18 protein-coding genes are annotated in these 20,506 nt (G+C 64.2%); 10 read left to right on the forward strand and 8 right to left on the reverse strand.

The window, feature by feature from the left end; translation table 11 throughout:
* Positions 1 to 63: 63 nt before the first annotated feature.
* The 4 genes from ACE10W_RS42000 to xth all read left to right on the forward strand — a co-directional run bounded on the left by ACE10W_RS42000 (position 64) and on the right by xth (position 5,643).
* Positions 64 to 1,278, forward strand: coding sequence for an aminotransferase class I/II-fold pyridoxal phosphate-dependent enzyme (locus ACE10W_RS42000; RefSeq protein ID WP_304549818.1), 1,215 nt, complete (start codon positions 64 to 66; stop codon positions 1,276 to 1,278).
* Positions 1,279 to 1,287: 9 nt separating this feature from the next.
* Entirely contained in the window at positions 1,288 to 3,765 is a 2,478-nt protein-coding gene (locus ACE10W_RS42005; RefSeq protein WP_011083444.1) for a DNA translocase FtsK, read from the forward strand.
* Positions 3,766 to 3,916: 151 nt separating this feature from the next.
* The gene (locus ACE10W_RS42010; RefSeq protein ID WP_011083445.1) at positions 3,917 to 4,672 is read left to right on the forward strand and encodes an outer membrane lipoprotein carrier protein LolA; all 756 of its coding nucleotides are present in this window, start codon (positions 3,917 to 3,919) and stop codon (positions 4,670 to 4,672) included.
* 155 nt (positions 4,673 to 4,827) lie between these two features.
* Positions 4,828 to 5,643, forward strand: a complete 816-nt coding sequence (gene xth, locus ACE10W_RS42015) for an exodeoxyribonuclease III (RefSeq protein WP_028174987.1) — start codon at positions 4,828 to 4,830, stop codon at positions 5,641 to 5,643.
* Between the two features lie 116 nt (positions 5,644 to 5,759).
* Here xth and ACE10W_RS42020 read toward each other — a convergent pair whose 3' ends face one another.
* Together ACE10W_RS42020 and ACE10W_RS42025 are read right to left on the reverse strand one after the other, a co-directional pair.
* Positions 5,760 to 6,203, reverse strand: coding sequence for a cyclic nucleotide-binding domain-containing protein (locus ACE10W_RS42020; protein WP_011083447.1), 444 nt, complete (start codon positions 6,201 to 6,203; stop codon positions 5,760 to 5,762).
* A 58-nt stretch (positions 6,204 to 6,261) separates the two neighbouring features.
* Positions 6,262 to 6,948 (reverse strand): response regulator transcription factor, encoded by a 687-nt coding sequence (locus tag ACE10W_RS42025; RefSeq protein ID WP_008142830.1) that lies wholly within the window; start codon positions 6,946 to 6,948, stop codon positions 6,262 to 6,264.
* 203 nt (positions 6,949 to 7,151) lie between these two features.
* On the opposite strand from ACE10W_RS42025, the gene ACE10W_RS42030 reads away from it, so the two are divergent.
* Both ACE10W_RS42030 and ACE10W_RS42035 read left to right on the forward strand, forming a co-directional pair.
* A complete protein-coding gene (locus ACE10W_RS42030) occupies positions 7,152 to 7,721 on the forward strand; it encodes a L,D-transpeptidase (RefSeq protein WP_304549825.1) in 570 nt (189 codons plus the stop codon).
* A 6-nt stretch (positions 7,722 to 7,727) separates the two neighbouring features.
* The gene (locus ACE10W_RS42035) at positions 7,728 to 8,513 is read left to right on the forward strand and encodes a 2-keto-4-pentenoate hydratase (RefSeq protein WP_304549827.1); all 786 of its coding nucleotides are present in this window, start codon (positions 7,728 to 7,730) and stop codon (positions 8,511 to 8,513) included.
* Between the two features lie 143 nt (positions 8,514 to 8,656).
* Here the strand turns inward: ACE10W_RS42035 and ACE10W_RS42040 are convergent, their stop codons facing one another.
* Complete coding sequence (locus ACE10W_RS42040; RefSeq protein ID WP_060909612.1) at positions 8,657 to 9,346, reverse strand: YggS family pyridoxal phosphate-dependent enzyme; 690 nt, start codon at positions 9,344 to 9,346, stop codon at positions 8,657 to 8,659.
* Positions 9,347 to 9,454: 108 nt separating this feature from the next.
* Here ACE10W_RS42040 and ACE10W_RS42045 point away from each other — a divergent pair, with 108 nt between their 5' ends.
* Positions 9,455 to 11,152 (forward strand): diguanylate cyclase domain-containing protein, encoded by a 1,698-nt coding sequence (locus ACE10W_RS42045; protein WP_028174991.1) that lies wholly within the window; start codon positions 9,455 to 9,457, stop codon positions 11,150 to 11,152.
* Between the two features lie 15 nt (positions 11,153 to 11,167).
* Here the strand turns inward: ACE10W_RS42045 and ACE10W_RS42050 are convergent, their stop codons facing one another.
* Together ACE10W_RS42050 and ACE10W_RS42055 are read right to left on the reverse strand one after the other, a co-directional pair.
* A complete protein-coding gene (locus tag ACE10W_RS42050) occupies positions 11,168 to 11,824 on the reverse strand; it encodes a hypothetical protein (protein ID WP_074076454.1) in 657 nt (218 codons plus the stop codon).
* 41 nt (positions 11,825 to 11,865) lie between these two features.
* On the reverse strand, positions 11,866 to 13,203 hold the full coding sequence (locus ACE10W_RS42055; protein ID WP_304549830.1) for a tetratricopeptide repeat protein: 1,338 nt from the start codon (positions 13,201 to 13,203) through the stop codon (positions 11,866 to 11,868).
* Between the two features lie 322 nt (positions 13,204 to 13,525).
* Here ACE10W_RS42055 and leuS point away from each other — a divergent pair, with 322 nt between their 5' ends.
* The 3 genes from leuS to holA all read left to right on the forward strand — a co-directional run bounded on the left by leuS (position 13,526) and on the right by holA (position 17,827).
* Positions 13,526 to 16,150: a leucine--tRNA ligase gene (leuS, locus tag ACE10W_RS42060; protein WP_304549832.1), complete on the forward strand. Its 2,625-nt coding sequence runs from the start codon at positions 13,526 to 13,528 to the stop codon at positions 16,148 to 16,150.
* A complete protein-coding gene (gene lptE, locus ACE10W_RS42065; protein WP_011083455.1) occupies positions 16,137 to 16,688 on the forward strand; it encodes an LPS assembly lipoprotein LptE in 552 nt (183 codons plus the stop codon). The genes leuS and lptE overlap by 14 nt, the downstream gene beginning before the upstream one ends.
* Before the next feature lie 110 nt (positions 16,689 to 16,798).
* Positions 16,799 to 17,827, forward strand: a complete 1,029-nt coding sequence (gene holA, locus ACE10W_RS42070; RefSeq protein WP_304549835.1) for a DNA polymerase III subunit delta — start codon at positions 16,799 to 16,801, stop codon at positions 17,825 to 17,827.
* A 48-nt stretch (positions 17,828 to 17,875) separates the two neighbouring features.
* Here holA and ACE10W_RS42075 read toward each other — a convergent pair whose 3' ends face one another.
* The 3 genes from ACE10W_RS42075 to rsmG all read right to left on the reverse strand — a co-directional run bounded on the left by ACE10W_RS42075 (position 17,876) and on the right by rsmG (position 20,421).
* Positions 17,876 to 18,763 carry a ParB/RepB/Spo0J family partition protein gene (locus tag ACE10W_RS42075; protein ID WP_038965125.1) on the reverse strand — a complete coding sequence of 296 codons (888 nt, stop codon included), beginning with the start codon at positions 18,761 to 18,763 and terminating at the stop codon, positions 17,876 to 17,878.
* A gap of 132 nt (positions 18,764 to 18,895) precedes the next feature.
* A complete protein-coding gene (locus ACE10W_RS42080; protein ID WP_011083458.1) occupies positions 18,896 to 19,750 on the reverse strand; it encodes a ParA family protein in 855 nt (284 codons plus the stop codon).
* Between the two features lie 29 nt (positions 19,751 to 19,779).
* On the reverse strand, positions 19,780 to 20,421 hold the full coding sequence (rsmG, locus tag ACE10W_RS42085; protein WP_186363039.1) for a 16S rRNA (guanine(527)-N(7))-methyltransferase RsmG: 642 nt from the start codon (positions 20,419 to 20,421) through the stop codon (positions 19,780 to 19,782).
* Positions 20,422 to 20,506: the final 85 nt, after the last annotated feature.

A 20,506-nucleotide genomic window follows, 5' to 3' on the forward strand; every position in this document is an offset into this window, starting at 1 on the left:
ACTGAACCGCTTCCCGCCGGCGCCTTGGTGCGACTGGCTGTTCCAAGAGTGCTGGCGTCCAGAATGGCTATGACCGCTTCATCCCGTGCGCCGCAGGCCAGCGGAAGCTCCGATTCCGAACGCTCGCCCTTCGTCCGGCTGAACGAGCTGTTGGCCCCCCATCAGCCGGGTAAGCCCTTGATTACGCTTGCGGTCGGCGAGCCTCAGCATCCCGTGCCCGATTTCGTCGGCCCGGTCCTGGCCAAGCACACCGCCGATTTCGGCCGTTACCCGATGAACCAGGGCACCGAGCCGTTCCGGAAAGCCGCGAGCGCCTGGTCGTCGTCGCGCTTCAAGCTGCCGCGGCCGCTCGACCCCGCGAGCGAGCTTCTCGTCCTCAATGGCAGCCGCGAGGGGCTGTTCCTCGCCGCGATCACGGCCGCACGCTATGTCAGCCCGCGCCCCGGCAAGCCCGCCATCCTGATGCCGAACCCGTTCTACCCGGTCTATGGCGCCGGCGCCCGCGCAGCGGCTTGCGAGCCGGTCTATCTGCCGACCACCGTCGAGAACGGCTTTCTGCCCGATCTCGACGCCATCGACGAGGCGACGCTGGCGCGCACGGTGGCGTTCTATCTGGCCTCGCCCGCCAATCCGCAGGGCTCGGTCGCCAAGCCCGACTATTTCAAGCGGTTGAAGCAGCTCGCCGACCGCTACGGCTTCGTGATCCTCAGCGACGAGTGCTATTCGGAGATCTACACCCGCGAGGCCCCGGGCAGCGCGCTCGAATGTGCCGGCCCCGACTTCACCCGCGTGGTTGCGTTCCAGTCGCTGTCGAAGCGCTCCAATTTGCCGGGCCTGCGCGTCGGCTTCGCCGCCGGCGACAAGAAGTTCATCGGCATGTTCCTCGAGCTGCGCAACATCGCAGCGCCCCAGGTGCCCGTGCCGCTCCAGCATGTCGCCACCGTCGCCTATGGCGACGAAGCGCATGTCGAGGAGAACCGCAGGCTCTACCGGATCAAGTTCGACCTCGCCGACCAGATCATCGGCAATCGCTACGGCTATCGCCGGCCCGACGGCGGCTTCTGCGTCTGGCTCAACACGTCCGAGCTCGGCGACGACGTGTCGATCACGCTCAGGCTCTTCAAGGAAGCCGGCGTGCGCGTGGTGCCCGGCAGCTATCTGGCGCGGCTCCAGCCCGACGGCTTCAATCCCGGCGCAGGCTACATTCGCCTCGCGCTGGTGCAGGATGGCGAGACCACGGCACAGGCGCTGCACCGCCTGGTCGAGACTCTGGGTTAGGCGGGGCCCGTGAGCATGTCGGCAATCGAACGTGTCATTCCACTGGTCGGCCATCTGCCGCCGTCGATCCGCGAGGGGCTGGCGCGGCGTATGCGCGAGCTCGCCGGCCTCGGCCTGATCGCGCTGTCGGGGCTCGCCTCGGCCGCGCTCATGACCTGGTCGGTGCAGGATGCAAGCCTCAGCCACGCGACCTCGCGGCCGATCCGCAACATCCTCGGCTATGCCGGCGCGATCGGCGCCGACCTTGCGATGCAGATCCTCGGGCTCGGCGCGATCATGCTGGTCCTGACGGTCGCGGTCTGGGGCTGGCGCATGATGACCCATCGCCCGTTCGACCGCGAGGCGCTGCGGCTCGGCTCCTGGATTCTCTGCACCGTGATCGCTGCGGGCTTTGTCAGCTGCTGGCCGCACGGCGGCGCATGGCCGCTGCCGACCGGACTCGGCGGCGTGGTCGGCGATGCCCTGGTGCGCGCGCCCGCGGTGATTTTCGGGCCGCCCGGCATGATCTATCGCACGGTGCTCGGCGTGATCCTGTTCGCGGCGATGGCCGCGACCTTCCTGATCGCCTGCGGTCTTGGCGCGCGCGAGCATGACGACGAGCTCGCCGAGATCGAGGATGACGACAAGCCGCTCGATGAAGACGAGGAGAGCGATCGCGGCTCGGTGTCGCTGGGCTGGCTGTTCCATGCGCTGATGAGCACCAAGGCGCGCCTGATCTGGCTGTGTGGTGCCGCTTACCGCTCGCTGGTCTCGAGCGGTCCGAAGACCAGGGCCGTTGGGTTCAGCCGCCAGGAGCCGAATCTCGGCGGCGGCCGCGCCGCGCCGCCGATCTCGCCGCGGTCCGAAGACGAGGACTACGAGGAGGAGCACGAGGAAGAGGAAGACGAGGAGGAAGAGGAGGAGCCTGCCGCGCGCGCACCGCGCAAGAAGGCTGCGCCGAAGGCCGCGGCGAAAAAATCCTCCGACAAGTTCGAGCTTCCGTCCGTGTCCGTGCTGGCCGCGCCCAAGGCCGGCGATCGCCAGCCGCTCAGCAAGGCCGAGCTGGAGGCCAATTCGCGCGCGCTCGAAGGCGTGCTGCAGGACTTCGGCGTGCGCGGCGAGATCGTGAAGGCCAATCCGGGTCCCGTCGTCACGCTGTACGAGCTGGAGCCGGCGCCCGGCATCAAGTCGTCGCGCGTGATCGGCCTCGCCGACGACATCGCCCGCTCGATGAGTGCGCTGTCGGCGCGCGTCGCCGTCGTGCCCGGCCGCAATGCCATCGGCATCGAATTGCCGAACGCCCATCGCGAAAAGGTCTATCTGCGCGAGCTGCTGGTCGCCAAGGAGACCGTCGACACGGTCGCAAAGCTGCCGCTCTGCCTCGGCAAGACCATCGGCGGCGACCCCGTCATCATCGACCTCGCGCGCACGCCGCACATGCTGATCGCCGGCACCACCGGCTCGGGCAAGTCGGTCGCCATCAACACCATGATCCTCAGCCTGGTCTACCGGCTGCGCCCCGACCAGTGCCGGCTGATCATGGTCGATCCGAAGATGCTCGAACTCTCCGTCTATGACGGCATTCCCCATCTGCTCACGCCCGTCGTGACCGACCCGAAAAAGGCGGTGGTCGCGTTGAAATGGGCCGTGCGCGAGATGGAAGAGCGCTACAAGAACATGGCCAAGCTCGGTGTGCGCAACATCGACGGCTACAACACGCGCCTGCTCGAGTTGAAAGCCAAGGGCGAGGAGCCGACCCGCACGGTGCACACCGGCTTCGACAAGGAAACCGGCAAGGCGATCTACGAGGAAGAGAAGCTCTCGCTCGACCCGCTGCCCTACATCGTCATCATCGTCGACGAAATGGCCGACCTGATGATGGTCGCCGGCAAGGACATCGAAGGCGCGGTGCAGCGTCTCGCGCAGATGGCGCGCGCCGCCGGCCTGCATGTGATCCTGGCGACACAGCGTCCGTCGGTGGACGTCATCACCGGCACCATCAAGGCGAACTTCCCGACCCGCATCGCCTTCCAGGTCACCTCCAAGATCGACAGCCGCACCATCCTCGGCGAAATGGGCGCCGAGCAGCTGCTCGGCCAGGGCGACATGCTCTACATGGCGGGCGGCGGCCGCATCAGCCGCGTGCACGGACCGTTTGCATCGGACGACGAAGTCGAGAAGGTGGTGCGCCACCTCAAGACGCAGGGCCAGCCCGAATACCTCGAGGCCGTCACGGCCGAAGAGCCGACCGAGGACGAGGACGGCGGTGCCGTGTTCGACGCCAGCGGCATGGGCGCGGATGGCGGCGGCGATCTATTCCAGCAGGCCGTTGCCATCGTCAAACGCGACCGTAAGGCCTCGACCAGCTACATCCAGCGCCGCCTGCAAATCGGCTATAACCGCGCCGCATCGCTGATGGAGCGCATGGAACTGGAAGGCATTGTCGGTCCCGCCAACCACGCCGGCAAGCGCGAGATCCTGGTCGAGGAAGAAGACAGCCATATGTGAGGCGAGCCGCCTCAAAACAGGCTTTCACGCAAAATCGATATCTGCTTTTGCCCGAAATCACGCTAAAAGGCGCCTAGCCATACAGGACGACGCGTTGATCAGACATCCGGACATTCGATTCGCTGCCACCATCGCCGCGCGAAGCGCGCGCGTGGCCGGCGTGCTTCTCGTCACCGCCGCGATGGTGACCGCGGCGTCGTCCGCGCAGAACGTGCCGGTGCCGAAGCCCGCGCCGAAGGGCCGCGACAATGGTGCGGCCGCCGGCGGGCCTGCGGTCACCGGCGCGACCCAGACGCCGCCGAATCCGGTGATCCCGGATCCGCGCCGCAACGTGCCGAGCAGCATCTTCCAGACCTTCGACGCCAACCAGAAGGCGCAGGCGGCCAAGGTCAGCGCCTATCTGTCCTCGCTGTCGACGCTGGTCGGGAATTTCGTCCAGGTCGGCCCCGACGGCAGCAAGACGCAGGGCGATTTCTACATCCAGAAGCCGGGCAAGGTGCGCTTCGAATACGACGCGCCGAGCCCGATCGACATCGTCGCCGACGGATCGTCGCTGGTGGTGCGCGACCGCAAGCTCGCCACGCAAGACGTCTATCCGCTGTCGCAGACGCCGCTGCGCTTCCTGCTGTCCGATCGCATCGACCTGATGAAGGACACCAACGTCGTCAACGTCTCGGCCGACGACGTCTTCGTCAGCGTCACCATCGAGGAGAAACAGGCGCTGGTCGGCACCAGCCGCCTCCTGCTGATGTTCGGCGCCAAGGACGGCCAGCTGAAGCAGTGGACCGTCACCGACCCGCAGGGCTACGACACCACGATCGCGGTCTACAATCTCGACGCAACCAAGAAGCTCGATCCCGGCATGTTCAAGATCGACTTTACCAATTACGGCCCATCGCCAGGATAGTTGCTGTATGGTGGGCAAAGGCGCACTTGCGCCGTGCCCACCACCTCTCCTCCTCGCGGCAGGAATGGTGGGCACGCTTCGCTTTGCCCACCATACGAGAGCTCGCTGTGGACAAGCATTTTCCCCGCGCCAATCCATGCTAAGACGCATCCCTCATGCGTCTTTCCCTGACAACCTGGAACATCAATTCGGTGCGGCTGCGCATCGATCTGGTCGCGAAATTCCTCAAGAGTGCGCGGCCGGACGTGCTGTGCCTCCAGGAGACCAAGTGCATCGACGACGCCTTTCCGCTGAAGCGTTTCAAGCGGCTCGGCTATGAGCACGTCGCGCTGAACGGGCAGAAGGGCTATCACGGCGTCGCCATCGTCTCGAAGATCCCGTTCGAGTCCAAGGACATCCGCACCTTCTGCGACAAGGTGGATTCGCGCCACATTTCTGTATCTTTCGGGACGCAGGCCAACATCGCAAAGCCGCTGGTGCTGCATAATTTCTACGTGCCGGCCGGCGGCGACATTCCCGATCCGGCGCTGAACGAGAAGTTCGACCACAAGCTGCGCTTCCTCGACGAGATGACGGCGTGCGAGCCGCTGCATCCGCGCGGCGATGACCGCCACATCCTGGTCGGCGATCTCAATGTCGCCCCGCACGAGAACGACGTCTGGTCGCACAAGCAGCTTCTGAAAGTGGTCTCGCACACGCCTGTCGAAACCGAGAAGCTGAAGGCGGCACTCGCAGCCGGTGAGTGGGTCGACGTCGCGCGCGAGCGCATTCCGATGTCGGAGAAGGTCTACACCTGGTGGAGCTACCGTTCCGCCGACTGGACCGTCGGCGACCGCGGCCGCAGGCTCGACCACATCTGGGTCTCGCGCGCGTTGAAGGACGCGGTCCAGGATTTCAAGATTCTCCGCGACGCGCGGAGCTGGGAGCGTCCGTCGGACCACGTGCCGGTGACGGTGACGCTGGAGGTGTGACCTCCTGTCATTCCGGGGCGCGCGTAGCGCGAGCCCGGAATCCATCGGGCGGCAGAGTTGGTGGATGAATGGATTCCGGGCTCGCGACTTCGTCGCGCCCCGGAATGACAGGGGCCTCAGGTCGTCAGCTTCGCACCGGCCATCAGGATATCGCTCGCGATCTGGCTGGAGCGAACTGCGAATTCGTCGCGCAGGCGAACGGCGGCGGCGGGGTCGCTTTCGAGCACGCGCTGAAACAGGCTGCGCGCGACGCGGATGACGGAGGAATGCTCCAGCGCGATCGCGCTCGACGGCCGCTTCATCGGCACCACCAGCGCGAGCTCGCCGATCAGCGCGCCGGGACCCACGGTCATCTCGGCGCCGGCGCCGTCTTCGACCCGGAAGGCGCCGCGCTGGACCACGAAGCCGGCATCGGCGTCGTCGCCAAGATTGAACAGGATGTCGCCGCGGACGAAGTCACGCTGCTCGGAGCCGATCGCCAGCATGCGCAACGAGGCGTCTCCCAACAGGCGCAGTGTCGGGACCCGCTCGAGAAGCGCTACGTCGTCGTCAATTGACATTCAGATCCGAGGCTCAAGGGCACGCGATCTAAAACGATTCGCACGCCCCCAAAGCGTATCACGGCACCAGCTTGTAGCCACCGGCTTCCGTTACCAGGATCTCCGGGTTGGCGGCGTCCTTCTCGATCTTCTGGCGGAGGCGGTAGATGTGGGTTTCCAGCGTGTGGGTGGTGACGCCGGAATTGTAGCCCCAGACCTCCTGGAGCAGGGTCTCGCGCGACACCGGCATCTGGCCGGCGCGGTAGAGGAAGCGGAGGATGGCAGTTTCCTTCTCCGTCAGCCGGACCTTGCGCGCATTGGCAGCGGTCAGCATCTTCGAGCCGGGCCGGAAGCTGTAGGGGCCGACCGAGAACACCGCGTCCTCGCTGGCTTCGTGCTGGCGGAGCTGGGCGCGGATACGGGCCAACAGCACGGCGAAGCGGAAGGGTTTTGCGACGTAGTCGTTGGCGCCGGATTCCAGGCCCAAAATCGTGTCGGAATCGGTGTCATGCCCGGTCAGCATGATGATGGGGGCCTTGAAGCCGCCCTTGCGTAAGGAGCGGACCACCTCGCGGCCATCGGTGTCGGGCAGGCCGACGTCCATCAGGACGAGATCGGGGGAATTGGCCTTCGCGGCGCTCGCACCCTTGGCGCCGGTATCGACGGCGGAGGCTTCAAATTCTTCGTGCAGCGATAATTGCTCCACCAACGTATCGCGCAGATCGGTATCGTCATCCACGATCAGGATCTTGCGGGCATTGGCCATAGGGTATCATCCTTTTGGGGTCCGGCTCGGCGCGCATGCATGCCGCGCCCAGCCGCGAGGGGAAGTTTAGGGGTCGCCGTTATTATTGTTGTTCGTGTTGAAGTAGTGGGCTGTTACCGATTCACAAGCCAGAAGCACTCTAACCTAGAATAGCAGGGCGTTTTGATGAATGTCCTGTAATGAATGCGACATCGCACGGTCACATGAAAAACAACGCTGCTTCAGCTACTTACACCAAAAATCGAGGCGCTGGACCGCTGTCCGCGATCCGCGTTAAGCCTGCCGCCGGTAATCCGCGCCGCGGCTGGCTGACGGCCGGAGCGCTGACGATTCCGGTGGCGCTGGGGCGGGGCGGTATTCTCGCCAACAAACGCGAGGGCGACGGCGGCACCCCGAGGGGCAGCTTCCGGCCGCGGCGACTGTGGTGGCGGGGCGACCGGCACAGCCGGCCGCAAACCTTCCTGCCGGCGCGGATCATCACCGGCGAAGACGCCTGGTGCGAGGATCCCCGGGACCGTCATTACAATCAGGGAATCCGACTCGGCGAGGGGCAGGGCGGTGACCGGCTCAAGCGGGCCGACCATCTCTATGACTTCATCATCGAAATCGACCACAACACGCGCCCGCGCATCGCCGGCCGCGGCAGCGCGGTGTTTCTGCATCTGGCCCGCGACAGTTTCGGCCCGACCGCGGGCTGCGTCTCCATGACCAAATCCGCGATGCTGCAATTGCTGCGGCGGATCGGCCCACGAACAAGAATCATCATCGGGTGAGGGCCCATGCTCGAGAAGGATCAGATCGCCGCCGCATCGCGGGTCCTCGTTCAACACTGGCGTGACGGCACCAAGCTCGACGCGCTGGAGGGACATCTGCGGCCGCAGACCCGCGCAGAGGGCTACGCCATTCAGGCCGCGCTCGAAGCGCAATCGCCCGGAAAGCTGTTCGGCTGGAAGATCGCGGCAACGAGCTTGTCCGGACAGAAGCACATCAATGTCACGGGACCGCTGGCCGGGCGCATCATGAGCGACACCGTGATCGCCGATGGCGGCACCGCGTCGATGAAGGGCAACGCGATGCGCGTCGGCGAGCCGGAATTTTGCTTCCGCATGGGACGCGATCTGGCGCCGCGCGCGGCGTCGTTCGCCGTCGACGAGGTGCTGGGCGCCGTGGACAGCTTCCATCCCGCGATCGAGATTCCGGATTCGCGCTTTGTCGATTTCGCCGGCGCCGGCGAGGCGCAGCTCATCGCCGACAATGCCTGCGCGCATCTGTTCGTGCTGGGCGCGGCGACGCCTGCGAACTGGCGCGGGATGGATCTCGTCGAAGAACGGCCGCAGATCACGCTGCGCGGCGAGCGCTACATCGGCCACGGCAAGAATGTGCTCGGCGATCCCCGTGTTGCGCTCGCCTGGCTCGCCAACGAGCTGCGCGGACTCGGCATCACCTTGTGGGCAGGGGAGGTGGTGACCACAGGCACCTGCCATCCGCCGCTGCCGATCCAGGCCGGCGATCACTTTGCGGTGGATTTTGGCGTGTTGGGGAAGGTGTCGGTGGGGTTCGAATAATCACTGCTGTCGTCCTGGCGAAGGCCAGGACCCATACCGCGTGATCTCTCGATTCCGCTCGGTTGCAATACCGACGGCCAATCTTCGCCGAACCACTCCCTGGGGTAATGGGTCCTGGCTTTCGCCAGGACGACCCAAGACAATTATCTATGCCCGAAGATGGCGCTTCCCACGCGCACATGCGTGGCGCCGAGCATGATGGCGGTGGCGAAATCCGCGCTCATGCCCATCGAGAGATTCTTCAAGCCGTTACGCGCGGCGATCTTGGCGGTCAGCGCAAAATGCGCCGCCGGCGGCTCGTCCACCGGCGGGATGCACATCAGTCCGGAGATCGTCAGTCCATAGGTATCGCGGCAGCTTGCGAGGAAGGCATCGGCCTCGCCGGGCGCGACGCCGGCCTTCTGCGGCTCCTCGCCGGTGTTGATCTGGACGAAGAGCTGCGGGTGCTTTTTCTGAGATTCGATTTCCTTGGCTAACGCCTGGCAAATGCTCGGGCGGTCAACCGAATGGATGGCGTCGAACAGCGCGACCGCCTCTTTCGCCTTGTTGGATTGCAGCGGCCCGATCAGATGCAGCGCGATATCGGGGTAAACGGACGTTAACGCCGGCCACTTGCCTTTGGCCTCCTGCACCCGATTCTCGCCAAATACGCGCTGTCCGGCGGCGATGACCGGGGTAATTGCATCCGCGTCGAAGGTCTTCGACACCGCGATCAGCGTGACCGAGGCGCGATCGCGCCGCGCGTCCTTGCAGGCGCGGGCGATTTCGGCTTCGACCGCGGCGAGCGCGTTTGGTGAATGGCCGGTTACCGGCGCGGCGTTGGCTTCTGTCATGACGTCGATTGGCTGTGGTCGTAACCGAGGTAAGTCCAATTTTACCGAGTTCAAGAAAGAGTTTTTGAACCCTTCGCTTTACCTTGGCCCATGGGGTGGGCAGCGAAGATGGCAAACGTCAGTTTCAACCGTAAGCGAGCAAAACTCAAGCAGGTCCTTGGAATCCGGGCGCGGCTTGCGTTACTCGCTGTGATTCTGGTGGCGCCCTTGATGCTCGAGCGCATCCGTTCGCTCGAGAACACGCGCACCAGCCAAATCGCGCAGGCCGCGGCCGAGTTCAACACCGTCGCAAGGCACAGCGCCGATGCGCAGCGCGAGGTGATCTCGTCGGTCGAGACCATCCTGAAATCGGAAGCCTTCATCCGCGCCTCCGCCGGCGGAATCAGCAAGAGCTGCGACGTGCTGCGCGCGAGCCTGCCGTCGAATCTCCCCTGGATCCGCACGCTTCTGATCGCCGGCCAGGACGGACGCATCCAGTGCGCCACCAACAACATGTATGTCGGCCTCGATCTTAGCGACCGGCCTTACTTCCAGCAGGCGCAGGAAACCGGCCGTTTCGTGCTGAGCGACTTCATCCTGTCGCGGCCGGTGCCGTCACCGACCGTCATGGCGGTCTATCCGGTGTCCGCCTTCAGCGGCGTCGCCGATGCCGTCGTGCTCGCCACCGTCAACCTCGACTGGATGTCGAAGGTCATGAGCAATCTCGGTGGTCGCGCCGGCATCACCGCCGTGCTGGTCGACAGCGCGGGCACCGTGCTGGCCGCACCCGCCGACCAGCACAGCGCGGTCGGCCGTCCCCTCGACAACATGCCGCTGATGTCCGCAATCGCCGACAAGGCGCTGCGGTCGGACCAGGATGAGGGCTCGCTGTCCTTCCTCGCCGCCGACGGCTCGCGCCGCGCCGTCAGCTACATCCGCATCGCCGGCACCAATGCCCGCCTGATCGCCAGCATCGACGAGGACAAGGTGTCTGCGGCCGTGAGCCGCGACATCCGCACCGCCTATCTCCAGCTCGCTTTCGTCGTCCTGTTCGTCCTGCTCGGCGCGCTGATCGCCGCCGAGAAGCTGGTGATCAAGCCGATCGAGATGCTTGCCGACATGGCCAAGCGCCTCGGCGAGGGCGATCTGTCGGCACGCGCGGCGCGCAATCGCCTGCCGGCCGAATTCGTGCCGCTGGCCCGCGCGTTCAACGCGATGGCCGCGCAATTGAGCCAGCGCGAGCGCGAGCTGATCGCGAGCAACGACCGGCTGACGGTAATGGCCTCGATCGACATGCTGTCGGGCCTAGCCAACCGCCGCGGCTTCCAGAGCCGGCTCGACTTCGAATGGATGCGCGCGCAGCAATATGGCAGCGACCTCGCGCTGCTGATGATCGACGTCGACCACTTCAAGCTCTTCAACGACACTTACGGCCATCTCGAAGGCGATTCCTGCCTGACCCGGCTCGGCGAGTCGCTGTCCGGTATCGCCGCCGACACGATGGGCTTTGCGGCGCGCTATGGCGGCGAGGAATTCTGCCTGCTGCTGCCGAACACCGACGTGGACCGCGCCGTGGAGATCGGCGAACTGGTGCGTGCGGCCGTGCTGAGGCTCTGCCTGCCGCACATCACGTCCGCCCACATGATCGTCACCGTCTCGATCGGCGTTGCCGCAGCGAAGCCCAACGAGGCCTTGCGCCCCGGCGACCTGATCGAAGCCGCTGACGCCGCCCTCTACGCCGCAAAACACCGCGGCCGCAACAACGTCGTCGAGCACGGCGTGCAGGCGATCGAGACCGGCGCAGCGGACATGATGATGGCGGGCTGACGGCCGGCTGCAAGACTACCGGGAAGATATCGTTTCGAGACCGCGCTCCAGCTTTTGCGACAGGTCGGAGACCGACGGCGCATTTTGTCCCCACTTGACGGGTGGATGAATCTTCGTCGGAGGACCCTTTGTCAGACTAACACGCTTAAGGAAATTGTTCGTGTTGTCGCTGCTCATCATTTGCTTGAGAGGGATAAAGCCGATCCCCTCGGGAAAAATGAGTCTGATCGAATCAGTGTCGCTGTTGAGCTCGGCAAACCTCATCGTAATCAGATAGGTCTGATCGTCCGTTTGCTTGAAATCATATGCATAGGGCTGAATCCGTATCTGCTCCGCAGAGTTGGTGGTGTAAGGCCTGCTTACGCTGTCGTCCGATTCGACGAATTGAACCAAGGCTTCGACCGTCCAATAGGGACGCTGAAGACCTCGCACATACTCAATCGTCGGCTCGAGAAACTTGAAGAAGCCGAGCGCCAGGATCGCGAAGTAGAAGCCGGCCGCTCCGCCCGCTTTCACTGCAACTCCCAGTATCTTCCATTGCGTATCAACCGGCGCGTTGGGAAACAGCCGGTAGATCATAACCGCAGGAAGCAGGGGTACGACCGCCCAGAAGATGTAAGTGACGCACAATGCGAAGAGCAGGACGACATCCCGGCTGAGCAATTCGTTCATTTGCCAATCCTCCAATATATGGAGCGACTTGTTTCGTAATCTTACCGAATTCCTAGTTTCTTGAAATCGTCGGCGACGCTGCTGCTGATCGCCTTGGCCGCATTAATATCTTCTTCGCCGCCGGCACGATCGCCAAGCTTCAACTTGCTGATACCGCGGCCATAGAGGGAGTTCTCATCCTTCGGACTCATATTGAGCGCCCGATCGTAGTCCTCGATGGCCTGGGCTAGATTTCCCGACTTGAGGTTGACAAGACCGCGGCTATTTGACGTGACGGCGCTGTTCGGCCGCAATGAAAGCGACCGGTCGCAGGCATAGAGTGCCGTTTTCAGCTGATCTATGATGCCAAGAGCCCAGCACAGATTATTCCATGTCTCGGGATCGTTCGGGTTCAATTGTGAGGCTTTGGTGTAGTCGTCCGCAGCTTGTTTATATTCCTCTCTTTGGTCGTGAACGTACGCGCGCCCAAAGAATGCGCTCGCGGATTTCGGGTCGAGCGCGATCGCCCGATCGTAGTCATTGAGCGCCAGGTCGGTTTGATTCTTCAAACGATGGGCCCGCCCCCGTCCAATGTAGGGATTTACATAGGTTGGAACGAGCTCGATCGCGCGGTCGCAATCCTTCAAGGCATTGTCCGCGTCTTTCAAGCTGTTGTAGGCCGAACACCGATTGTTCAGGGCATAGACGAACGTCGGATCGAGATCGATCGCCGCGCTGAAGTCCTTGATCGCGCGATCCAGGTCATGCAGTCTCAGGTAGATCAAGCCCCGATTGTTAAGCGCCTGAGTGCTCTTACTGTCGAGTTTGAGGACTTCGCCATAGACTTCAATGGCACGTCCGTAGTCTTCTATGGACGTATAAGAGAGAGCGGCACCGAAGAGCGCAGCCGTTGAATTCTTGTCGAGCGCGATGGCGCGCTCGTAGTCCATGATAGCCTGACTATGCAGATTTTTCAGGCGGTAGGCGTTGCCCCTGCTCACGTAAGCACTTGTGTAGTTTGCGTTCAGGTTGATGGCGTTGTCGCAATCCTCGATCGCGCGATTGAATTCGCGCTTTCTGACGTAGACGGCGCACCGATTGTTGAAAGCATTCGCATATTGCGGGTCAACCTTGATTGCCTCGCTGTAGTCCTGGATTGCTTTGTCGAAATCGTTTGCGCGACTGGCGAGAAAGCCACGGTTCAGATAAAGGACAGCCAGATCGTGGCCCTGAACGCTCCCCGATTTGATTGCGGCAGTGCATGCATCGGGTGAGATGAGCGGGTCTATCTTTTTGCAGGTCTCGACGTCGTCTGCGGCAGCCGCGCACAGTCCACTCGCCAGCAGAGTGGCTAGCCAGGCCCATGGCCTGAGATGTTTACGCAGCGCGCAAATGGGCACTTCCGGGCCCCCTTGTCGATGCCCGTACCACACGCATACTCCGCCCAGACTGCAGCTAAGGATCGCGCGGGCGAGCCTCTGCGGAAACTGTTGTGGTCAGGCAAATTATTGTTGCCACTTCAGCTAACGTCGTCGCTGTCAGGGCGAAAACCAGTAACACTCTCAAAAATCGCTTCATGGCGTATACGAAGGTGAAATACGACTAGGGATTGTGTTCCCGGTGCCGTTGGTTGTCAATACTCATCCGTTGACCCCACGGTCGCTTTTATGGCCTAGTCCGGCCACTTCAGACCGCCGAACCCACGAAAAAACCAACGATTCCATGACCTCCGAACGCTATAACGCCCGCGATTCCGAACCGCGCTGGCAAGCCGCCTGGGACGAAAAGGCGATCTTCGTCTCCAAGAACGACGATTCGCGGCCGAAATACTATGTGCTGGAGATGTTCCCCTACCCGTCCGGGCGCATCCACATCGGCCATGTCCGGAACTACACGCTCGGCGACGTGCTGGCCCGCTTCATGCGCGCCAAGGGGTTCAACGTGCTGCACCCGATGGGCTGGGACGCTTTCGGCCTGCCGGCCGAGAACGCCGCGATCGAGCGCAAGGTCGCCCCGAAAGCCTGGACCTACGACAACATCGCCGCGATGAAGAAGCAGCTCCGCTCGATCGGGCTGTCGCTGGACTGGAGCCGCGAGATCGCGACCTGCGATCCCTCCTACTACAAGCACCAGCAGAAGATGTTCCTGGACTTCCTGCGTGCGGGCCTTGCCGAGCGTGAGAAGCGCAAGGTGAACTGGGACCCGGTCGACATGACCGTGCTCGCCAACGAGCAGGTGATCGACGGCAAAGGCTGGCGTTCCGGTGCCGTTGTCGAGCAGCGGGAAATGAATCAGTGGGTCTTCAAGATCACGAAGTACTCGCAGGAGCTCTTGTCCGCGCTGGATACGCTCGACCGCTGGCCCGACAAGGTGCGGCTGATGCAGCGCAACTGGATCGGCCGCTCCGAAGGCCTCCTGGTGCGCTTCGCGCTGGATCAGGCGACGACGCCGGCCGGCGAGAGCGAGCTGAAGATTTTCACGACGCGCCCCGACACGCTGTTCGGAGCCAAGTTCATGGCGATCTCGGCCGATCATCCGCTGGCGACGGCCGCCGCCGCGAAGGACCCGAAGCTTGCGGAGTTCATCGCCGAGATCAAGAAGATCGGCACCGCGCAGGAGATCATCGACACCGCGGAGAAGCAGGGTTTCGACACCGGCATCCGCGCGATCCATCCGTTCGACCCGAGCTGGAAGCTGCCGGTCTATGTCGCCAACTTCGTGCTGATGGAATACGGCACCGGCGCGATCTTCGGCTGCCCCGCGCATGACCAGCGCGACCTCGACTTCGTCAACAAGTACAACCTCGGCAACACGCCGGTGGTGTGCCCCGAGGGCCAGGATCCGAAATCGTTCGTCATCACCGACACCGCTTATGACGGTGACGGCCGCATGATCAATTCGCGCTTCCTCGACGGCATGACCATCGAGCAGGCCAAGGATGAAGTCGCAAAACGCCTCGAAAGCGAGCTGCGCGGCAACGCGCCAGTCGGCGAGCGTCAGGTGAATTTCCGCCTGCGCGACTGGGGCATTTCGCGCCAGCGCTATTGGGGCTGCCCGATCCCCGTCATCCATTGCCCGACATGCGATGTGGTGCCGGTGCCGGACGCCGACCTGCCGGTGAAGCTGCCTGACGATGCGACCTTCGACAAGCCGGGCAACGCGCTCGATCATCATCCGACCTGGAAGCACGTCACTTGTCCGCAATGCGGCGGCAAGGCGCAGCGCGAAACCGACACCATGGACACCTTCGTGGACTCGTCCTGGTACTTTGCGCGCTTCACCGATCCCTGGAACGAGAACGCGCCGACGACGCCCGCGGTCGCCAACCGGATGCTGCCGATCGACCAGTATATCGGCGGCGTCGAGCACGCGATCCTGCATCTGCTCTACAGCCGCTTCTTCACCCGCGCGATGAAGGCGACCGGGCACGTTGCGCTGGACGAACCGTTCGCCGGCATGTTCACGCAAGGCATGGTGGTGCACGAGACCTACCAGAAGGCCGACGGGTCCTATGTGCAGCCGGCCGAGGTCAAGATCGAACTCGGCGGCAACGGGCGCCGCGCGACCCTGCTGACGACGGGCGAAGACATCCAGATCGGCGCGATCGAGAAGATGTCGAAGTCGAAAAAGAACACCGTCGACCCCGACGACATCATCGAGACCTACGGCGCCGACGTCGCGCGCTGGTTCATGCTGTCGGACTCCCCGCCCGACCGCGACGTGATCTGGAGCGACGAGCGCGTCCAGGGCGCCTCGCGCTTCGTGCAGCGGCTGTGGCGGCTGGTGAACGATTCCGTCGAACTCGGCAAGGCGGCGCCGGCGGCCCGGCCGGCCTCGTTCGGGGCGGATGCGACCGCCTTGCGCAAGGCCGCCCATGGCGCGCTGGACAAGGTCACCACCGGGATCGAGCGGCTGCACTTCAACGTCTGCCTCGCCCATATCCGCGAATTCACCAATGCGTTCTCCGAGGTCCTCCAGCGCCCCGGCCAGCCGGCCGCGGACTTGGCTTGGGCGATCCGGGAGGCCAGCCAGATCCTGGTCCAGCTGTTCTCCCCGATGATGCCGCATCTGGCCGAGGAGTGCTGGCAGGTGCTGGGCCAGAAGGGGCTGGTTTCGGAGGCCAATTGGCCCCAAATCGAACGCGATTTGCTGGTTGAAGACAGCGTGACCCTGGTGGTCCAGGTCAACGGCAAGAAGCGGGGTGAGGTCTCAGTTGCAACAGCGGCCCAGAATCCGGAAATCGAGGCTGCCGTTTTGGCCCTCGATGCGGTAAAGCTGGCGCTGGACGGCAAGCCCGTCCGCAAGGTGATCATCGTCCCCAAGAGGATCGTGAATGTTGTCGGCTAGGATCCGCATCGCAGCCCGTTTGCTGGCAGTCGTCGCTCTGGCGGCGCTGACGGCCGGCTGCTTCCGGCCGATGTATGCCGAGCATACTGACGGCACCCCCGGCTTGCGTGAGAAGCTGATGGGCGTCGAGCTGCCCCCGATCCCCAAGCCCAACGCCTCCCGCGAGGCCCGCGTCGGCGTCGAGGTCCGCAATGCTCTCGCCTTCAAGCTGTACGGCACGGCCACGGGCATGCCGCCGACTCACCGCCTGGAGATCCGCTTCACCTCCAGCCGGTCGTCCCTGATCATCAGCCAGGCAACGGGACTGCCGACCAGCGAGAATTACGGCATCGACGCCCAGTACAACCTGATCGAGGTCGCGAGCGGCAAGTCGGTGATGACCGGCACGACGTTCTCGCGCGTGTCCTATGACAATCCCGGCTCCTACCAGCGCTTCTCCCGCAACCGCGCGGTGCGCGATGCGGAGGATCGTGCCGCCAACGAGATAGCCGAGAACATCAATACCCGGCTCGCCTCGTTCTTCACCGCGGGCAGCTAATTCACATTCCCGTTGTTCCGGGGCGCGCGTGGCGCGAACCCGGAATCTCGATTCCCAACCACTGGATTCCGGGTTCGCGCTACGCGCCCCGGAATGACGATCTAGGCCCGATGGTCGCGCTGCGTGGAAAAGAGATCGACGCCTTCCTCGCCCGCCCCGACGCGGGCCGGCCGATCGTCCTGCTCTACGGTCCCGACGCCGGGCTGGTGCGTGAACGCGCCGACGCGCTGATCGCCTCCGCCGTGGACGACCCCAACGATCCGTTCTCGCTGGTCAGGCTCGATGGCGACGAGCTGTCCGCCGAGCCGTCGCGTCTCGTCGACGAAGCCATGACGGTGCCGCTGTTCGGCGGCCGACGCGCCATCCGCGTGCGCGCAGGCTCTCGCAGCTTCGCCAGCGGCATCGACACGCTGGCCGAGATGGGCGTGAAGGATTGCCGCATCGTGATCGAGGCCGGCGAGCTGCGCCCGGAATCGCCGCTGCGCAAAGTCTGCGAGCGCGCCAAGACGGCCGTGGCGATCGGCTGCTATCCCGACACCGAGCGCGACTTGGCCAAGCTCATGGACGACGAGCTTCGCATCGCAAACTTGCGCATCGCGCAGGATGCCCGCGCGGCACTGATGTCGTTCCTCGGCGGCGACCGCCAGGCCTCGCGCAACGAGCTGCGCAAGCTGACGCTCTATGCACATGGCAAAGGCGAGATCACGCTGGAAGACGTGATGGCGGTGGTCGCCGATGCTTCCGAACTGAAGCTCGATCCGATCGTCGACGGCGCCTTCGCCGGCCGGCCCGACATCGTCGAGACCGAGTTCGCCAAAGCCATGATCGCCGGCACCTATCCCGGCGTGATCATCTCGGCCGCGCAGCGCCAGGCCGCGTGGCTGCACAAATCCGCGCTTGCGATCGCCGACGGCCAGCCTGCCTCCGCCGTGCTCGACGGCGGCTTTCCGCGGCTGCACTTTTCGCGAAAGCCGGCGGTGGAGACGGCGCTGCGCAATTTTAGCGTGGCGCGGCTCGCCGCCATCATCGAGCAGCTAGCAACCGCCGCGCTCGACACCCGCAAGCAATCCACCCTCGCCGCCGCCATCGCCCAGCGCACGCTGATGGCGATCGCCGCGAACGCCAAGCGGCGGGGCTAAGTCCAGCTCTCTCCGCGCGTGATCGCGAGCCCGGAATAACGGCGAAGACTACAGCGCGCCCTTCGCCAGCCGCTTCATGACTTCGTCGAGCTGGTCGAGGTTGCGGTAGTTGATCTGCACGGAGCCGCCGGGGTCGCGGTGATTGACGGTGACCTTGAGACCGAGCGCGTCGCTGACGCGCTTTTCGAGATCGATCGTGTCGGGGTCCTTTTCCTTCCCCCCGGTGCTGCGCGCCTTCTGCGGCTTGCGCTCCGGCACGCCCTCTTCATGCGCGAGCGCCTCGGCCTGGCGGACGTTGAGACCCTCCTCGACGATGCGCCTGGCGGCGGCAAGCGGATCGGGCACGCCGATCAGCGCGCGGGCGTGACCGGCGGTCAGCTGGCCGGTCGCGATGAAGGCCTGCACTTCGGCCGGCAGCTTCGTCAGCCGCATCATGTTGGCGACGTGGCTGCGGCTCTTGCCGACGACTTTCGCGATGTCGTCCTGGCTGCGTTTGAACTCATTGGCGAGCGCGTGATAGCCCTGCGCCTCCTCCATCGGATTGAGGTCTTCACGCTGCACGTTCTCGATGATCGCGAACTCCAGCGCGTCGCTGTCGCTGATGTCGACCGGCACGATCGGCACTTCATGCAGGCCGGCCATTTGCGAGGCGCGCCAGCGCCGTTCGCCGGCGATGATCTCATAGCGGTCCTGTGCGCCCTTCACCGGACGCACCACGATCGGCTGGATCACGCCGTGCTGCCTGATCGAATCGCTGAGCTCCTTGAGCTCGGTTTCCGAAAAGGTGCGGCGCGGGTTGCGCGGGTTGGGCTTGATGAATTCGATCGGCACCTTGCGCTGCGCACGCGGACGATCGACGTGCTGAGCCTCGCCGCCGACGTCACCGATCAGACTTGCAAGACCCCGGCCCAGTCGCGAACGCGCTTCGTCGGCCATCGCCAGCTCCCTTGGATTCACGGTGCAGCACTCCAGAACTGAATTATCGTAGGGTGGGCAAAGCGTGCCCACCGATTGTGTGCGGAAGACGGTGGGCACGGCGAAGACGCCTTTGCCCACCCTACGGCATCGTCAATGCGTCGTGCGCAGCTCGCGCTCGCGTTGGATCACTTCGGTGGCAAGCCGCAGATAGGCTTCGCTGCCGACGCATTTGAGATCGTAGACCAGCACCGGCTTGCCGTAGGACGGCGCTTCCGAGATGCGCACGTTGCGCGGGATCATGGTCTTGTAGACCTTCTCGCCCATGAACTGGCGGACGTCGGCGACGACCTGGTTCGAGAGATTGTTGCGCGAGTCGAACATGGTCAGCACGATGCCGTGGATCGACAGGTTCGGGTTGAGCGTCGAGCGGACCTGCTCCACCGTCTGCAGCAATTGCGACAGACCTTCGAGCGCGAAGAACTCGCACTGGAGCGGCACCAGGATCGCATCGGACGCCGCCATCGCGTTCACCGTCAGAAGGTTGAGCGAGGGCGGGCAGTCGATCAGCACATAGGTGTAATCCGCGTCCGGCGAGACGTTGTTGTTGAGCGCACCGATCGCGTCGCGCAGCTTGAAGGCGCGGCCGGGCGTGGTGCCGAGCTCGAGCTCGAGGCCGGAGAGGTCCATGGTCGAGGGCGCGATGTGCAGCCGCGGCACCGCCGTCGACACCACCGCCTCGCGCAAGGCCGCTTCGCCGACCAGCACGTCATAGGTCGAACAGGAGCGGTTGCGGCGATCGATGCCGAGGCCGGTCGAGGCGTTGCCCTGCGGATCGAGATCGACGATCAGAACGCGCTCGCCAATCGCGGCGAGCGCCGTGCCAAGGTTGATCGCTGTGGTTGTTTTCCCCACGCCGCCTTTTTGATTCGCCAGCGCGAGGATGCGCGGGTGGCCCTGCGGGACCACGTCGGTCTGTTCTTGCTGCGGCTCGTCAATCACGCTCATCGCAAATTCCCCACTCGCCCCTGAACGTCTCAGCCGCGCCGTTCGGCGGCATTGAGCTCCACGATCCAGCCGTCACCGGTGCGGCTTTGGTGGAGCTGCGGCTGAATATTCCAATATTTAGCGGCTTCGGTCAATTCAGCCTCTACATCTTGACCCTTTGGAAACAACGCTTTTGCGCCCTGGCGCATCAGCGGCTCCGCAAAGCCGATGAGTTGATGTAGCGGAGCCAGTGCACGCGCGGTGACGCAATCGACCGGGCCGGTGATTCTATCCACATTATCCCCGATCTCAGCGAGATGTACGACTCCCGGAGATGTGGTGATCCGAATTGCTTCGCGCAGGAACGCCGCCTTCTTGGCGATTCGCTCGACGAGGTGAACGCTCGCACCGGGTGTCTCCGCCATGGCACAGGCTAGGACGACGCCCGGAAATCCGCCGCCGCTGCCGAGATCGGCCCAGCGCCTGGCCGTTGGGACAAGATCGACGAGCTGAAGCGAGTCGGCGATATGCCGGGTCCAGAGGTGCGGCAAGGTCGAGGGCGCGACGAGATTGGTCTTGGCCTGCCACTCCCGCAGCAGCGCGATGTAGCGATCGAGCCGGGCCTCGGTTTCACGTGAAACGGGCGCAAGCTTCAGCGCTGCGATCTTGTCCGCCGCTATGACCGAGTCCAACGATCGATCGTTGGCGCTGGCCTTGTTGATCTTCTGGCTGGCCGGTGCAGATCGACCGTCGGGTCCCTCGCCCGCTCCAGATCCT

The organism is Bradyrhizobium sp. B025 (assembly GCF_042257955.1).
Lineage (GTDB): Bacteria > Pseudomonadota > Alphaproteobacteria > Rhizobiales > Xanthobacteraceae > Bradyrhizobium > Bradyrhizobium diazoefficiens.

Coding starts and splice junctions, on each gene's coding strand:
- ACE10W_RS42000 (WP_304549818.1), top strand. CDS start 64: ATGGCTATGACCGCTTCATCCCGTGCGCCGCAGGCCAGCGGAAGCTCC.
- xth (WP_028174987.1), top strand. CDS start 4,828: ATGCGTCTTTCCCTGACAACCTGGAACATCAATTCGGTGCGGCTGCGC.
- ACE10W_RS42020 (WP_011083447.1), bottom strand. CDS start 6,203: ATGTCAATTGACGACGACGTAGCGCTTCTCGAGCGGGTCCCGACACTG.
- ACE10W_RS42025 (WP_008142830.1), bottom strand. CDS start 6,948: ATGGCCAATGCCCGCAAGATCCTGATCGTGGATGACGATACCGATCTG.
- ACE10W_RS42030 (WP_304549825.1), top strand. CDS start 7,152: ATGAAAAACAACGCTGCTTCAGCTACTTACACCAAAAATCGAGGCGCT.
- ACE10W_RS42035 (WP_304549827.1), top strand. CDS start 7,728: ATGCTCGAGAAGGATCAGATCGCCGCCGCATCGCGGGTCCTCGTTCAA.
- ACE10W_RS42040 (WP_060909612.1), bottom strand. CDS start 9,346: ATGACAGAAGCCAACGCCGCGCCGGTAACCGGCCATTCACCAAACGCG.
- ACE10W_RS42045 (WP_028174991.1), top strand. CDS start 9,455: ATGGCAAACGTCAGTTTCAACCGTAAGCGAGCAAAACTCAAGCAGGTC.
- ACE10W_RS42050 (WP_074076454.1), bottom strand. CDS start 11,824: ATGAACGAATTGCTCAGCCGGGATGTCGTCCTGCTCTTCGCATTGTGC.
- leuS (WP_304549832.1), top strand. CDS start 13,526: ATGACCTCCGAACGCTATAACGCCCGCGATTCCGAACCGCGCTGGCAA.
- lptE (WP_011083455.1), top strand. CDS start 16,137: ATGTTGTCGGCTAGGATCCGCATCGCAGCCCGTTTGCTGGCAGTCGTC.
- holA (WP_304549835.1), top strand. CDS start 16,799: ATGGTCGCGCTGCGTGGAAAAGAGATCGACGCCTTCCTCGCCCGCCCC.
- ACE10W_RS42075 (WP_038965125.1), bottom strand. CDS start 18,763: ATGGCCGACGAAGCGCGTTCGCGACTGGGCCGGGGTCTTGCAAGTCTG.
- ACE10W_RS42080 (WP_011083458.1), bottom strand. CDS start 19,750: ATGAGCGTGATTGACGAGCCGCAGCAAGAACAGACCGACGTGGTCCCG.